We start from the raw sequence: 16,137 nt of genomic DNA on the forward strand, positions 1-16,137 counted from the left end.
CACATGCTGCTCCGGGATAGCCCCGAAGCAGCATGTTATTGAGAACGATAATCATTTTTGAACTAAGACAATAATTTTGTATTGGTGAAACTTTATTGCCATTTTAAACTAACCCTCTGCATTTGTAAAGGCAGGTCGCGGAAAATAGACGGTTACTTCTCGGAAAATACGATTTCTTTCGGCCCTACGATAACCTTCGTCTGCTCCGCGATCACTTGCGCCTCCGCCTTCTCCGTCCCATCGGCACTCCGCTTTTTCTTCTTCAGCACATCATAAGTAAAGAAAGCCGCACCCTTCTCATCGATTCCGTAGGTATCGTTACCGTCCGGCACGATCCTGTAGGATTTGACGAGCGCGGTGGATGCGTCAAGCCAGCTTACGATATCCAGCGCGCGGTCGTCTCCCGCTTCCGCCCGAAGCGATCCCAAAGCCTTTCCGTCTTTGTCATAGAAATCGATCCGCTGCGGTGCGATGCTCAGATAGTCGATATCGATGTCCTTGATCCGGCCTTGCCCCTCCGGCGATGACTCCATCCAGGCGATCGAACCGGCCGGATTCCATTTCAGCTTCTCGGACGGGACGTACTTGTCCGCAGGCAGCTTGATTTTCCCCAGCGGGGTGCCGTCCATCTTATAGAAAGTTACCTGCCCGCTCTCGTCGTCGTGAACGAACCGTTCCAGGTCGGGCGACGGGAACAGGGAGGGAGCCCCGGTCGTGGAGTGGGGAATCACCCGGAACAACCGCTCGGGAGCTTCATCTTTGCCGCCCCGCAAATCAAACACCCTGACCAAGCCGAGATAGCTCTGCAAAAACAGCTTTTTCCGCCCGCCATCCCACCGATACTGATAGATATAGTCATAGTCGCCTTTCTCGTTCAGCGGCCAAAAATCTTCTCTGATCCGCGTGATTTCTCCCGTTCGGGCGTTGAATTCGGAAAGGTGAAACTTGCCGCCGTTATTCGTCATTTCCGGTTCGAGGAACAGTACCCTCGTCTCATCCAGTTTGACCAGCAGCTGTCTAATAAACGCATTGTACCAGGGGTTATTTGTGTCCGTTATCGTCTCGCTCCACACGGTCTTTACCTCGGCTTCGCCGGGTTTATGGGACAACATCACTTTAACGGCCCCCTCGTCCCCGGAAAACACGTTGGCCATCACCAGCGTCTCTCCCTCCAGCTCAACAATAGCTCCGTTATCGATGAAGTAATCCTCTTTCAGACCGGCCGGTACCGCGACTAGCGCTCCGTCCGCATTGCGGCTTGCGTTGAAAGCGCCCGGCGTCCGTTTGTCCTGCTGCGCCGCTGGCGGGGTCTCCGATGCTCCGCCTTGCGCTTCTTGCTTGACGTGTGCATCCGCCTTTTGAGCATTCGTTATTTGAGCTTCCGCTTGCTGCGCACTCCTCTTCATCGACAAAGATGTATTCTCCCTGGCTCCTTCAAGGCCTTTCCCCGGACCACTCGTCGGAGAGCAGCTCGCCAGCAGCAGTCCGGCGGCGACCATCGTCGGGAGCAGCCAATCCATTCTCTTCAAAATATAACCTCCTCCATCCTATACGATCATGATGGACCGTTAATATACGCTGCCTATAACATAAACGATGTTGTGCTCCCGTTCGTTTCACCTTAGCTATTTATTTACCCGCTATTTGCTCTCCTATAAAAAAAGCCGCCGCCCGGGACGGACCTCACCGTGATCCCGGGACAGCGGCTTTCGCTTGATTGACTGGAATTAGGCCTGGCTGGCGGCAATCGCCTGCTCCAGGTCATAAATAATATCGTCGATGGATTCCGTGCCTACGGACAAACGGATCAACTCGGGATTGACGCCCGCCGCGAGTTGGTCCTCCTCGCTCAACTGCTGATGCGTCGTGCTGGCCGGATGAATGATCAGCGACTTGGAATCGCCGACATTGGCCAGGTGCGAGAACAGCTTCACGTTCTCGATCAGCTTGCGGCCGGCTTCAACCCCGCCCTTAATGCCGAAGGTCAGGATGGCCCCTTGCCCTTTGGGCAGATATTTCTTGGCGAGCTCATAGGATGCATGGCTCGGGAGTCCCGCATAGCTGACCCATTCCACATGCTCATGCTGCTCCAGGTACTGCGCCACTTTGAGCGCGTTCTGGCTGTGACGCTCGACCCGCAGGTGCAGCGTCTCCAGGCCTTGCAGCAGCAACCAGGCGTTGAACGGCGACAGCGAAGCGCCCAAATCGCGCTGCAATTGAACGCGAGCCTTGATGATGTACGCGAGCGGCCCCACCGCTTCCGTATACACGACCCCGTGATAACTCGGATCCGGCTGCGTCAGCCCCGGGAATTTGTCGTTCGAGGTCCAGTCGAACTTGCCGCCGTCCACGATAATGCCGCCGATCGATGTGCCGTGTCCGCCGATAAATTTGGTCGCCGAGTGAACCACGATATCCGCTCCGAATTCAATCGGACGCAAGAGATACGGGCTCGGGAAAGTATTGTCGACGATCAGCGGAACGCCGTTCTCATGCGCGATCGCGGCTACAGCCTCGATGTCGAGCACATCGCCCTTGGGATTGCCGATCGATTCGGCATACAAAGCTTTGGTCTTCTCCGTAATCGCCGCGCGGAAGTTTTCCGGATTGGAAGCATCCACAAATGTCACTTTAATGCCGAGCTTCGCCAGCGTGTTCGCAAATAAGTTATAAGTTCCGCCGTACAAGGTGGACGAGGAGACGATCTCGTCCCCCGCACCAGCAATATTTAAAATCGAGAAGGTAATCGCCGCCTGTCCCGACGCCGTTGAAAGGGCACCTACGCCCCCCTCCAGGGCGGCGACGCGTTTTTCAAACACATCGTTTGTCGGATTCATGATCCGCGAGTAAATATTGCCGAACTCCTTGAGGCCGAACAGGTTAGCCGCATGCTCGGTATCGCGGAAACCGTAGGAAGTCGTTTGGTAAAGCGGAACCGCGCGGGAATATGTAGTCGGATCGATTTCCTGACCCGCATGAATCGCGAGGGTTTCCGGTGCAAATTGGCGTTCTTCTGACATGGGTGATTCCTCCTTTAAGTGGGCATTATGAAGATTGTTCATCATATATTGTTCACTATTCTCTCACATAAAATGTTATTTGAAAATAGGAAATCCGATAAAAAAACTGAGAATTAAAATAGCATGCAGGAATAGCCCCCGAAACTCCCCTACAGAGTGCTTTATCGCCTGATGTTTGGCGGCATAAACAAAACGACGGCAGATCAAGCTCCGCGGAAAAGTGGAGCCGGCTGCCGCCGTACAATTTTACTTTATGAAAAAACCATCCATCCCTCGCTGTCTATAGACCTAACGCTTCCGCCGCAGCGCTTTCCCCACCTAGACGACCGGACGTAAAGGAGTAGCCGAGCCCAACTCCGTTGCCCACGTATGTATCGTTGAACAATACGCCCTCGGATTCCAAGCCGACCGCATACAAGCCTTTGACCGGTACCCGCTTGTCATTCAGCACTTGAAACTTTGTGTTGACCAGCAGCCCGCCGACCGACCCCAAGTTGTTGACCTCGGCGATCACTGCATAATAAGGACCTTCGGTTCCCATCGGTAGCAGGTATTCCCCGGCCTTCCCGAATTCCGTATCGATCCCCGTTTTGGTGGCTTCCGCATAGTTGTTGAACGCCGCTCTGAAGACCTCAACATCCATGCCGGCGTTTTGGGCCAGTTCTTCAACCGTCTCGCCTTTGTAACCGTCCCCGTTCTTCACCATCGATTCAAACACCTTCTCCGCGTTGTCCCACGGCTGCTCCAGCGTAAACCGATCCTTGAAATCGGCATAGAACTCCGGTGGCATGCCGGGAAGCTCCGGCGCTTTAACCCCCTTCATCCCTTTAGAGGCAAGGGCGTCCAATTGCGACTTAGATACGATCACCAAATGGTAAGGTCCGTTAAACGCACTCGTATTAGCGGCCGCTACCGAAGTGAGCGTGGCCGCCTCATCCCGGAATCTTGCCCCTGATGGGCCGACGTTCATGAAATTAGGCAGATAGGACACCATCAGCGGATAACTGGCTTCAAAGGAAGAGTACTCTTTCTTCAACTTCGCCGTCGCTCGAGCCAAGGTCTGGTGAAGCATCTGACCGCCGAAGTTGTCCGGAACCTTCGCTCCGGCCGCCCAGGCCATTTTCAGCCCCTCGCCCACATTTTGACCCAAACCTCCGTTGACGCCTTCAAAACCGAAGCTCTCCTTGACCATTTCCTTATTCCCGGCATAACCGCCGGTCGCCATCACTACGCTTTTTGCCGTGATCTCCAAGGTGGTACCGTCGGTTTTTACCGCTTTGACGCCGGTCACCTCTCCGTGCTGCCCAGTCATAAGTTCTTTGGCCGTTGTTTCCGTCAAAACTTGTCCTCCATGCTGTTCTACGGATTCGGCCAACATATTACGCAGCAGCTTCTCCCGGGTGTCGTAAGCCGGCAGCATATGCAACTGCTCCCCCGCAAAATTGATAAACGTAGTCTCGTAGCCTTTGCTCTTTAGCCAGTCGTAAGTTTCACCGGATTTTGTGACGTACTGTCGGATCGCCGCCGCATCCACTCTCCAGTGGTTATTGACAATCCAATCGGCGATTTCTTTTTCCACGTTTACTTTCACGCCGTTTTCAACGGCGACCGAGGAGTTGTAGAACTTCCCTGCCCAGGAGAGGTTGCTCGCCCCGCCGATAACGCCGGTCTTCTCGAGAATGATGACCTTCGCTCCTTTGTCCGCCGCCGTTACGGCCGCCGACACCCCTGAGGCTCCGGCACCGACAATTACGACGTCCGCCACTAGTTTTTCCGTTTTGCCTTCGCCGGCCTTTTTGATCTTAGCGGCTTTCAGCGTCTCCAGATCTCCCCCGGCCTGTTTCACCGCGTCTTCAACCGCGGCTACCAAGGCCTGACTGGAAAGGCTCGCTCCGCTGACCGCGTCGACGGACAGGGTCTGTCCTTCAAGAATTTGTTTTTTTACCTGCTCGATCGCGTTATCTCCCAAACCCGCAGTTTCCGTTTGACTGATAACCTGAATATCCTTGATGCGGTCCGCCTGCTCCATGGTCACTTCTACCTTGATAGTTCCGTCTTTTCCTTCGGCCTGTCCCGTATACTTGCCCGCTTTAAATCCGCCGGAGGCTTCATTCACCTTATCCCCTTGACAACCGCCCAGCACAGCTGTAATCAGAAAAAAACAGCAGCTGAGTATAAAGACTTTCATCCATCCCTGTTTCATTTCATTCTTCCCTCTCTTTTTTACTCGTTCTGATTTAGCATCTTTAAACAGCCTGATAATGTGATTTTTTTCACTTATAAAGATATACTAAAGTTGCTTCACCCACAGGCTCCCCCTGAAGTTTAAACCTTGGTGCAGCACCAAGGTCAAGCGAAATCGCCGGTAAAGTTCCGCGTCAAATCGCCATATATACCTCCAGGTAATACCAGGTTTGTTTCTCCCGTTTTTCATTCACAATGATCCGCCCGACGATGTCGCCCCGCAAACTATATCCGTTGTTCCGCAAGTAATCGAACATAAAGCTTAGAGATGATCTCGATATATTCTCTTTCTGATGCACCCGGATCGTCGCCGAGATGCCGATGGCCGGAGGCAAATACTCCGCTTGTTCCGGCACGGTAACTTCCAAGCTTCGCACATCGTCTTCCATCAAGGATAATCCCCAGCTGTAATCCCAGTCATCCTGCTCGTCCGCGTCCGTCTCTCCCGACTCGATCCGGAAGGAGTAGAACGTAAACGGAAGCAGCTCCATCCAGGTCGTTACATCCCATTTCAGGGCATCGTTTCTCAATAAGCGGTTCTTCTTCGTTTGCTTTAACCGATACATGCCGGGTCTCGTTTTAATATGGCATTGATTCATCGTTGCCTCCAGAGATTCAAGCTCCCGGTAAATTTCGTCGATCTTTCCCAGGAGCATGGTGCTTCTGCGAATCTGAGCCTGCAAATTATGACGGCTGTCGCCCACTTCTTCCCTAATTTGGTCCAGCGTCGATTGCTGCATCATATCCGCCACGCTTTGCAGGGGCAGCTGCAGGCTCCGATACCAGCGGCTCATCAAAAGATCCCTCGCGTCAAAATCATCAAAATACCGGTAGCGGTTCTTCTCATTTTTGCTGGGCTGGACAATATTGTGCTTCTCATATAACCGTAACGTGTCCCGCGTGATCCCGAGCAGAGCCGAGAATTCGCCAATATTGTATTCCATCATTCACGTCCTCCATTCCTCTTAATCATGGACGACTCTCATCATACAAGAGGGACTCGTGAGATAATATAACCGTGTTCACAAACCGGGCTCAAGCGCTAACCATAATCACCCGTCAAATGGGTGGTTTGCTCTAAAGCTATAAGCCTTTATTACCGGCTCGCGTCTAAAAGCGCTAGCTTTCACTACGTTCAAGCTACTATGTGCCTTTGCCGCTTTTGCCTACCCTTGAAGGGATGCGATTATTACTAGCTAGTACCCGTCAGACAATCTTGCTAACATAAAATTCCTGCATATCTGCATGCTTTTTTCCTGTTTGGACTCAAAATTTCTAAATTCCTGCAAATCTGCAGGAATTTTCGACGAAACCGGCTCGTTTCTCTAAAATCGCTGGAAATGCCTGCAGATTTGCATCTTTTTTCGAATTCCCACGGGACCGGCCAGAAATACCTGCAGATTTGCATCCTTTTGGAGTTACGCCCCCATTCAGATGGCTTTTGGCTATAAGCATCACTACACCACCCGCATAGCAGGTGTTTTTTGTTTCGCACGCTTGCCAGCTCAACTGGCTAAAGCCCAAAAAAGACACTTCCCCCGGAAGCGTCTATCATATCTAGATTTAGGAATATACGTTCATTCTGGCCTTTTCCCTAATTAGCGTCGGATTGTACTTCGTACTGTTTAAGCTGTACCGCGTATCGCGAACCGGCTTCGTCCGCGGAGTCAGCCGTATGTTCTTTAACGCACCACGCTATCCCGTCCGTACTGGCGGACAAAGTAGGCGTCCTCCAAGGTCGGCTCCGCCAAAGTCAGCCCCGGGAAAGGGCGATTTCCCCCGATCAGGCGAACATAAATGCCCTCCGCCATCTCACGAAAGTGAATCATATTCCGTTGGGAGCAGTTCTCGAACTGCTCCCGGGTTATAAGGCCCTCCCAAACTTCCAAGGGCAATTCGTCGTTCCAGCGGCGCGTCCCCCCTTCGAAACCGATCTTTCCCCGGTTGAGCCAAATGACATGATCCGCCGCTTCATCCCATTCGTTCATTTCGTGCACGGCGGCGATGACGGTCCTCCCTCCAGCATAACGGGACAAGTAACTGATTGCCATTTTCCGCTCGGCTGTATCCATCGCATTAAGCGGCTCATCCAGGAACAGAAAATAAGGTGCGGCCAAAAGAGCCTGAGCCAGGGCGATGCGGCGGCGAATCCCAAGCGAAAGCAGCTTGATCTTGTGGTTTCGGTATGGAATCAGGCGAAAATCGGACAATAGCGCATCGATCCGTTCTCGATGATACACCCCCTTCAACTCCGCCAAATAAGCGAGCAGACGGTATACCTTCATCTCCTCGTAGAGTTCGATCTCGGCCGGCACATAGCCGATTTGGCTCCTGAGCAGCGGCAGATCTTCGGCGGCGGACCGCTGGCGGTACAGGATTTCCCCCCTCCGGGGCAGTTGAAGGGTCGCCAGCAGCTCCAGCAGCGTTGTTTTCCCGGCTCCGTTCGCCCCGACCAACAGCGTCAGCCCCGGGGGGATGCGGAGCTTCCCGATTTCCAGGGTCAGCTCCCCCATAGGGTGGCGTATATTTTCCAGCATAATCATGGCCGCTCTCCTCCGTCCGGCCCCCCGCTCATACGCAGGCTGCGGTAGTAGGAACGCAGAAGCAATATGCCGCCGGCAAGCAGCATTCCCCCGTCCACGGCCGCATTAGCGTTCATTGTCCATTCGTGCGTCCGGGTATATTCCTCCAGCACGAACCAGAGCACATAGGCTGCCGCAGCGACCGCACAAGCCAGGCTCATGCCTTTGCGAAACAAAACGTACATGGCCGCTCCCGCGGTCAACATGGAGATCCCCAGCCATTCGAGTAAAAAGGGGATAAACGGCAGCGTCGTTTCCCCGGCCCACGAAACGCGCAGCCCGACCACCACCGAACTGATCAACGCCCAACTCAACATCAAGGCGATGACCATAAGCATTCGGCTGTAGACCACCAGCGCCGGCGGGTAAGGGGTAATGCTTTCTATGGCACGCATACCGCGGTCCCAGGAGCGGTAACTGAACAGCATGGACGCCAGGAGCATCAGCGGCGTTATAATCGGGAACAATCCGCCGGGAATTGTATCCCCGAATAGCATGATCCTGTAGGGCCGCTCCGGATCGATCAATAAAATCAACATAAGGAACACCGCCGACCCGGTCAATATTAGCGATTTCCGGTTTAAACGGAATTGGCTCCACAGCAGCCTGCGCAGGGAAGGCGTCTCCACCTGTGGATTAAAATCCAGCGATGGGGATACCGCTTTGGCTTTGAGCTTGTCGAAGTCCGGCTGCAGGGCCGCTATCAATGCCGCGGTTTCCGAGGGCGACGGCGGCGGCAGGACGGCTTGGCGCAGGGGCTCGGCCAGCTCCTTTTCCAACTGGGCCAATTCTCTATCAATGGAGGGGTTCATGAGGGTACACCTCGCTTTCTTGTTTTTGCTTGATTCGCCTGCCATAGTCGGAAGAGGCAAATTCCGATGATTTGGACAGCGCCCGCTTCAGCTTGCGCAGCGCCCCGTACAAATGGGATTTGACCGAGCTTAGCGGTATTTCCAGCATCTCCGCGATCTCCTGCAGCTTCAGTTCGTGAAAGAACCGCATTCTTACGATGTTCTGCTGGACCTCGGGCAGCCATTCCAGCGATTCGGCGATTTGCTCCACCGTTTCCTGCCTCTCCAGCAGCTCTTCGGCCCCCGGCGAGGGGTCCGCATCCTCCGGCATTTCGTCCGCGGCCGCATGCTCGGAGCGGTAAGAGGCGCTCCTCCAGTAATCGCGGCACAAATTCAGCGCAACCTTGTATAGCCAGGGCCTGAGCTGATCCAGCGCCCCGTGCCTATCCAGATGCCGAATGAGCCTGATAAACGTCTCCTGCACCAAATCCTCCGCTTTCGCCCGGTCCCCCAACTGCTGCGTAATGTAGCTGAGCAGAGGCCCGTGATATCGGGTCACCAGCAGCTCGAAGGCCTCCTGTTCCCCTTGGGCCATGCGCTCCGCCAATTGTTGATCGGAAATCATGCCTCTCCTCCTCTCTCGTTCCTGGTCGTTCTCAATTTATATTTTTGAATTCCCGTCTTCTTCCGTTTATTCTTCTTCCTCAACAATCCAGCGATCCCTTTTCCCGATCAGCCATAGCGAGAATCCCAGCAATCCCCCGGCACCCGCCAGCAGAACAAGACGATTGGCCACAAAGGTGCCGTCCACGGGAAGAAACTCGGCATATAGCGTGAATCCCTTCAATAGATCGCCCCTGCTGATCGTATCTAAAACCCAGATCGAAAAACCGGATACAAGTCCGCCATAAGTTTTTCGGAAAATAAGCATGCCAGCCAGGGTCAGGGAAGACAGCAGCATGAACGCAGGCAAATTCTGCAGCATAAGTGCGGGAATTCCCGTGCTCACCTTGACCCCTTCTCCCCCGGACCAGGGATACATCAAAGTCTTGATTTCTCCGAACTTCGCCAAGTAAACGAGCATCCACCCTACATTCAATACGGAGGCGTACCCTAAGGCGAGCAGCCACTTCCGCAAGGCGATCAAGTGAAGAGATACCGGATAAGTGGCTATCATTTCCATCCCCCCTCCTCCGAGTTCCCGTTGGAACATCACGAGGGTCATCATGATAACGAGGGGAAACATGCCCATCTCGGAAAAGTAATATACCATTCTTGGCCGGTTCGGATCGCCGCTCAGAATGCCGATCAGGTACAGCAGAAATATCAGGACGACCAGTCCGGCAACAGGCTGCTTTTGCAGCTTGAAGTCAAAAGAAAGGCCCCGGCGGAGTTGTTCCAAAGCCGTCTTCATTGGCCCATCACCCGCTTCCATACCTGTTCCCACTCGGAATAAGGAATTTTGCGATCCTCACTGCTGTCTTTGCCGTCCGAATTCCGGATTTCCAGCCCCCGGTCATAAAAAATATTCAGCACTCGCTTCACCTGCTCGAGCTTCCCTTCGTCCAAAGCCTTGCCCACCTGATTCATCATGCGCAAATTCAACCTATTCGGATCGCGCTCCTTCTCATTGGAATAAAGTTCGTAAAGCAGATTGCTGTCCGCTTGGCCTAGGGTCAAATCCTGAGTGCTGTAACCCTCCTCTTCGTAAAAGTAAACATACCACATCAGAGCGCGAAGCTGGAGCCGGATGTCCTCTTCAACCTGGAGGTTCGGATCCTCGTCCCGCCGACTGCCCAGCAGCATTTCGTTCATCACGATTTTGGCCAAATATTCGGGATAGGAATTGTTCGACATAATATAGGCCTGGTTCTCCACGCTGTAAGTAATATAACTGTAATTCGGCAGATACAGCAGTTGAGTCAAGCGGGGATTAAAATGGTCCACCCAGCCGGCGAAATACCCGTACATGTCCTGCCAGCGTTGCAGCACTAGATTCCCGAAACGCTGATCATAGGGGGATGTCATCACCTTCCCCGGAAAACCCGGTTTGGTCAGTTCTGTAAAAGTCCCGCCAAACAGGCTTAGCCCATCCCTGATTTGTCCCTCAAATATCTGTGTCCCTTCCTGCCGTTTCGTTTCCGGAATGCTCGTATATAACGGATAAGCAAAGCCTTCCGCCTTCAGTTTCAAAGAGGTGTTTCCCTGAACCAGCAATCGAGAGCCCAATTCAATGCCGGAGTCGTGCTGTGTCTTTACGTAAATGGATTGATAGCCGGGCAGCGGATACCAGGCGATATAACCCGGAAGAAACAAGCTCATTCCTTTGCTAAAAGCATAGACGGAGCCTTGCCCCTGGAAGCCCGGGGCATAATCGAACAAGGTTCCGCCGTAGGCGACCTCAACTTTAAGCGCGACATCCCCGGCCTTGGGGAGCTGAATCGCCAGCCGCTCGCCATTATGGGTGAAAGAGGCGGGGTCGCCGTTTATCTTGGCCTCCTTGACCTGAAAGCTCCGGTTTAACGTCAGATGTATCTCGTTCCGTCCGCTCAACTCCCCAGCCGGAATATTGAGGACTGCCCGTAGATCCAGAAAATCCCCCTTCCGTTTTTTCAGGGTGATATCGTAGTCTTCGATGACAAACATATCCGTCTTTTTCCCTTCTGGAGAGTCCTCTCCCATCATTTCCAGTCCCGGATCGGCCAGTTTCGCCCGGTAACCGTCGTACCGTTCTTTCCAGATCAGCCCGTAAGGGACAAACGCGCCGACCGCCAGCAGCAGAGCGAGCCCTCCGGCCGTCCATACCGCCAGCTTGTGTTTGGTCGGGCGTATCCGGTCCAGCACCGTTACGCCGACCGCCAGCAGCAGGAGCGTAAAGGAGAACACAAACATACGGGAATAAAACAGCTCATTCCCAAGGACATCAAACCCCCAAGCGTCATGCGGCGCTCCCTCCATAGTAAGCAGTCGGTTCAAATGAAAAGTCCGCAACAGATTTAGGCCGGCTTTATCGATCAGAAAGATATCCATAAAGAAGGTGCCGAACATCCAGGCACAAAAGCCGATGAGATAGACGACCCGATTCGGAATCGCAATCGCCAGCAGCATGGCCAAGGCGAAGGTAACCAGGTAGGACACCTCATAGGTCATGGCAAAAAAGACTGTATACTCGCGGGTAATTTCCGGAAGCACGCCCTGACTTCCCGAAAACCAGGCGTATAGGCCCGCGGCCACGAGCGTAAAAAGGGAGCAATAGAGCACGCCGGCTAAATATTTGGCGGAAACTTTAGTTCCGTAGGAAACCGGAAGCGCGGAGCTCCATTCATAAGAGGGCCGGCGGATATCCCTGCGGACACTCAATATGCCGAGAAACACGACCAGTCCCAACGTCATGGTTTGAATTAACGCGTGCATGTTGTAAGCTTCTTGAAACAAATTTTGCTCAGGAGAAACCCGACCGAGCGCCAATCCGTTAAACAGGGCGAAAAACACAGGAAGAGCAAGCAGCCAGGGATTGCGGAAGAGCATGGCCAATTCAAAAACAAATTGCCTCCACCACTTACTCATAGCTGTAAGCCCCTTCCTTTCGACCGCTCCGCAGCAGCGCCAGGTAACCATCCTCCAGGGACGGGCGAACCTGAACGGCGCCGGACCCCGCCGGAGGGGTCTCCCCGATGATCCGGCAGCGCAGTCCATTCTCTGTCCGGCGGGTGGAGACGATCGACATGGGGTCGAGTCTTGCGAATTGCTCCTCGCTGACCACTTCCTCCCAAACCTTGCCCCGGCCGAATTCCTGAAGCTCCGTCAACTCCCCGGACATTCTGACCCGCCCCCGGTCAAGGACGGCGATCTGCCGGCAGTTGCTCTCGATATCGGCTACGATGTGGGTAGAGAGCAGCACGATCCGCCCCAAGCTGAACCGGGTCAACAGATTGCGGAAACGGACACGCTCCTCCGGGTCGAGCCCGGCCGTAGGTTCGTCGACGATGAGCACCTGCGGCGATCCGAGCAAGGCTTGGGCGATGCCGAGACGGCGCTTCATGCCCCCTGAGTAAGTCTTTACCCGTTTCCCGGCTTTATCCTGAAGATTGACCTCCTCCAGCAGACGCCCGATCTCCCGTTTACGCTGTTTCGGGTCGTTCATCCCTTTCATCGCGCCCACGTAGTCCAGATACTCGCTACCCGTCAACTGCGGGTAGACCTGAAACTGTTGGGGCAAGTAGCCGATGATTTTGCGGATATCTTCCGCTTTCCGCAGCGGGATCCCGTTGATTGACGCCTCGCCCGAGGTGGGCTCCACCAGCGTGGCCAGAATCCGCATCAGCGACGATTTTCCCGCTCCGTTCGGGCCGAGCAAGCCCACCATCCCTTCGTGAAGCGTCAGCGTGACATCGTTTAGGGCCAAGCCGCCTCTCCGGTATTTTTTGGATAAGTGTTTAATTTCTATCATAAAAAATCCTCATTTCCAACCAAATTCAATACTCCGCGCGGATCGTATCTGTACCTGTAACGGGAAGGCTGACAAAAAAGTTCGTGCGACGATTAAAAAATCAAACTGGAAATATTACAAAAAACCATCCCCCGGCAACGGCTGCATTATGCATTATGCATCAAGCGTTAAGGTTCCGAAGGATGGCATTACCCGCCAAAATCAAAACGACCCGTTTGAACGGGTGGTGCTCTAAGGCTATAAGCCTTTATTACCGGCTTGCATCTAAAGGCGCTAGCTTTCACTACGTTCAAGCTATTATGCCGCTGCCGCTTTTGCCTACCCCTGAAGGGGTGCGATTATTACTAGTACCCCGTCAGACAACCTTGATAACATAAAATTCCTGCATATCTGCATGCTTTTTTCCTGTTTGGACTCAAAATTTCTAAATACCTGCAAATCTGCAGGAATTTTCGACGAAACCGGCTCGTTTCTCTAAAATCGCTGGAAATGCCTGCAGATTTGCATCTTTTTTCGCATTCCCTCGGGAATCGGCTTAAATACCTGCAGATTTGCATCTTTTTGGAGTTGGAAGCTTGGAAGCACTCTAGGCGCCTCTTTGGATGTGACATATCACTTCGATTAGCTATTAAGCCACCCTTTTCCTTTCGTTATACATCGTAGCTTGAACACTCTTATGATAACGACCCCAATCAGATGGTTTTTGGAATATAAGCATCACTGCACCACCCGCATAGCACGTGGTTTTTTGTTTCGCACGCTTCGCGAGCTCAACTGGCTAAAGCCCCAAATAAAACAGGCTGCCCGTTAAGGACAGCCTGTTTACATCGTATTTTTAATAATCCGTGCGGCTGCTCAGCCCCTGCGCGATCGCAACGCCCGCGCTCGTTCCGAGCCGGGTCGCTCCCGCCGCGAGCATCGCCTCCGCATCGGCCAAGCTTCGCACGCCGCCCGAGGCCTTGACGCCGATGCCGGGGCCTACCGTCTTCGCCATCAGCTCGACCGCCTCAATGGTAGCTCCGCCGGTGGAGAAGCCCGTCGAGGTCTTCACGAAATCCGCGCCGGCCGACACGGCCAGCTTGCAAGCCCGTTCGATCTCTTTTTCCGTGAGCAGACAGGTTTCCAGAATCACCTTCACCAGCGCCTTGCCGGCAGCGCTCTCCACCACCGCAACCATGTCGCGGACCACGGCTTCGTCGTCCCCGTCTTTCAGCGCTCCGATATTGATGACCATGTCCACTTCCGTCGCTCCGTCGCGAATCGCTTGAGCCGTTTCAAAAGCCTTGACCTCGGAAGCCGACGCGCCCAGCGGAAATCCGATCACCGTGCACACCTTAACCTCCGGAGTGTCCTTCAACGCCTCCGCGGCCGTCTTCACCCAGTACGGATTGACGCATACGGAAGCAAAACGGTGCTCCTTCGCTTCGGCGGCCAGCTTGAGGATCGCTTCTTTGCCCGCATCGGCTTTGAGCAGCGTATGGTCGATCCGGCTTAATACTGATTGTGTCGTCATAAAATAGTACCTCCGCTTTTAATATAGGCTGGTGATTTGTACGCCCTCGGGAAGCTTGAAAGGGTGCTCCTTGTTAATCCGATCGTAGAACATAATTCCGTTCAGGTGATCGATTTCATGCTGCATGACGATGGCGTCGAAGCCTTTGAACCGAAGCTTTAACTCCTTGCCTTCGCCGTCGTAGGCTTTAATCTGCACCTTCTCGTAACGGGGCACGAAGCCCTGGACCACCCGGTCCACCGACAGGCAGCCTTCGCTCTCCGGCAGATAGATCATCGCCGCCGAGTGGCTGACGATTTTGGGGTTATACAAGGCGATCTCCCGGTCATTCCCCTGATCGTCCGTGAGCAAGGCGGCAAACATCCGCTTGTTTAAGCCGATTTGGTTAGCCGAGAGGCCAACCCCGGCCCGGAGCTTGTATTTCTTGCTGATTTCCGGGTCCTGGCTGTTTTTGAGGAAAAGCAGCATCGCCGCCATTTCCTCCCGATCCTCCTCCGTCGGCGGAACGCTTACCGGCTCCGTCACCACGCGCAAAATCGGGTCGCCCTCCCGAACGATATCATCCATAGTAATCATATAATCGCTTTTAAATTTACTCATGAGTGAGCCCTTCATCCACCTTCGCATACTAAATTTTCCCGTCCATTCAGATCAGCCCCCAGCTTAGCATGGGGCGAGCCCCGTGTCAAAGTCAGCGTTTGATCTTCATCCCCCAGACCGAATCCTTTTGAAAAGCCGCCGCCTCCCGGAGCTTCTCCAAACGGATATCTTCCGGATAATGCCGCTCCAGATACAAGACGAAAGCCTCCCGGAGCCGGATCTCCTCGTCAAGCTTATTATACTCGTTAGGGTGCTTCTCGAGTTCCTGAAGATTCGCTTCCCATAAGGCGAGATCCTCATCCGAGGAACAATCTTCCCGGGTTCGCGCGTTTAAAGCCCGAAGCTGCGCATACGCGGCCTTTACTTTACCGGACAGCCTCTGCTTCTGATTGAGCCAACCCAATATGACGATAATCAGAAAAAGCCCAACCCATAATAAGATATCTTTCAAATCTTCACCCCGGTTGTTCGATTCATGCCTAAAGTATCACAGCGGGAAAAACCATGTCAACCGACGCTTAAAACGATCCCCGTTAGTATGGTCCACAGCCCGAAAATGATGATTAGAATCAGCACCGTTTTCCTGAAAAAAAGCTCATTCATTCGGCGGCCCGCTCATCGAGACGCTTCCGTTCAGCAGCCCGCTGGCCAGGTCGGCCGTTACGAACCGCAGCTTCTCGCTGCGGACGGGAAACGAGCGCCCCAGCAGCATGATCGCGGCGAACAGGAGGATCAGCGCCCCGGCAATGATTTTTAACCAAGTCTCCGATATGTATAGGAGCAAGTAGGTTCCGAACGGCGCCGCGACCATCCCGGTCAGGATCAGGAGCAGCACTTTACGTACGGCGAGGTGTTTATAGCAGGCCGCCAACAGAATGACAAGCATTCCGAGCGTGATCAAAGGTTTATTTCCGTAAGCATACGATCTTCTTCCTTG

General features: G+C 53.7%; 14 protein-coding genes. All 14 read right to left on the minus strand.

The features are described from left to right. Positions 1-152: 152 nt before the first annotated feature. Positions 153-1,529, minus strand: coding sequence for a hypothetical protein (locus tag LBW89_RS15950; protein WP_225039533.1), 1,377 nt, complete (start codon positions 1,527-1,529; stop codon positions 153-155). Positions 1,530-1,727: 198 nt separating this feature from the next. Further along, positions 1,728-3,020 (minus strand): homocysteine synthase, encoded by a 1,293-nt coding sequence (locus tag LBW89_RS15955; RefSeq protein WP_148457870.1) that lies wholly within the window; start codon positions 3,018-3,020, stop codon positions 1,728-1,730. Positions 3,021-3,300: 280 nt separating this feature from the next. After that, positions 3,301-5,223, minus strand: coding sequence for an FAD-binding protein (locus LBW89_RS15960; RefSeq protein WP_148457871.1), 1,923 nt, complete (start codon positions 5,221-5,223; stop codon positions 3,301-3,303). Positions 5,224-5,398: 175 nt separating this feature from the next. Further along, positions 5,399-6,211, minus strand: a complete 813-nt coding sequence (locus tag LBW89_RS15965) for a MerR family transcriptional regulator (RefSeq protein WP_225039534.1) — start codon at positions 6,209-6,211, stop codon at positions 5,399-5,401. Between the two features lie 735 nt (positions 6,212-6,946). Next, positions 6,947-7,807: an ATP-binding cassette domain-containing protein gene (locus tag LBW89_RS15970; protein ID WP_148457872.1), complete on the minus strand. Its 861-nt coding sequence runs from the start codon at positions 7,805-7,807 to the stop codon at positions 6,947-6,949. Beyond that, positions 7,804-8,658: a hypothetical protein gene (locus LBW89_RS15975; RefSeq protein WP_148457873.1), complete on the minus strand. Its 855-nt coding sequence runs from the start codon at positions 8,656-8,658 to the stop codon at positions 7,804-7,806. Before LBW89_RS15975 ends, LBW89_RS15970 begins: the two co-directional genes overlap by 4 nt. Further along, the gene (locus LBW89_RS15980; protein WP_148457874.1) at positions 8,642-9,262 is read right to left on the minus strand and encodes an RNA polymerase sigma factor; all 621 of its coding nucleotides are present in this window, start codon (positions 9,260-9,262) and stop codon (positions 8,642-8,644) included. The genes LBW89_RS15975 and LBW89_RS15980 overlap by 17 nt, the downstream gene beginning before the upstream one ends. A gap of 66 nt (positions 9,263-9,328) precedes the next feature. Then, positions 9,329-10,051: a hypothetical protein gene (locus tag LBW89_RS15985; protein ID WP_148457875.1), complete on the minus strand. Its 723-nt coding sequence runs from the start codon at positions 10,049-10,051 to the stop codon at positions 9,329-9,331. Beyond that, positions 10,048-12,204 (minus strand): ABC transporter permease, encoded by a 2,157-nt coding sequence (locus LBW89_RS15990; RefSeq protein WP_148457876.1) that lies wholly within the window; start codon positions 12,202-12,204, stop codon positions 10,048-10,050. The genes LBW89_RS15985 and LBW89_RS15990 overlap by 4 nt, the downstream gene beginning before the upstream one ends. Further along, the gene (locus tag LBW89_RS15995; protein WP_148457877.1) at positions 12,197-13,087 is read right to left on the minus strand and encodes an ABC transporter ATP-binding protein; all 891 of its coding nucleotides are present in this window, start codon (positions 13,085-13,087) and stop codon (positions 12,197-12,199) included. Before LBW89_RS15995 ends, LBW89_RS15990 begins: the two co-directional genes overlap by 8 nt. Positions 13,088-13,922: 835 nt before the next feature. Beyond that, a complete protein-coding gene (gene deoC / locus LBW89_RS16000) occupies positions 13,923-14,600 on the minus strand; it encodes a deoxyribose-phosphate aldolase (protein ID WP_148457878.1) in 678 nt (225 codons plus the stop codon). A gap of 18 nt (positions 14,601-14,618) precedes the next feature. After that, entirely contained in the window at positions 14,619-15,200 is a 582-nt protein-coding gene (gene def, locus LBW89_RS16005) for a peptide deformylase (protein WP_148457879.1), read from the minus strand. Between the two features lie 91 nt (positions 15,201-15,291). Further along, complete coding sequence (locus tag LBW89_RS16010) at positions 15,292-15,651, minus strand: hypothetical protein (RefSeq protein WP_148457880.1); 360 nt, start codon at positions 15,649-15,651, stop codon at positions 15,292-15,294. A gap of 144 nt (positions 15,652-15,795) precedes the next feature. Then, positions 15,796-16,101 (minus strand): TSUP family transporter, encoded by a 306-nt coding sequence (locus LBW89_RS16015; RefSeq protein ID WP_170287205.1) that lies wholly within the window; start codon positions 16,099-16,101, stop codon positions 15,796-15,798. Positions 16,102-16,137 lie beyond the last annotated feature (36 nt).

Source organism: Paenibacillus sp. alder61, from assembly GCF_020179875.1.
Taxonomy (GTDB): domain Bacteria; phylum Bacillota; class Bacilli; order Paenibacillales; family Paenibacillaceae; genus Fontibacillus; species Fontibacillus faecis.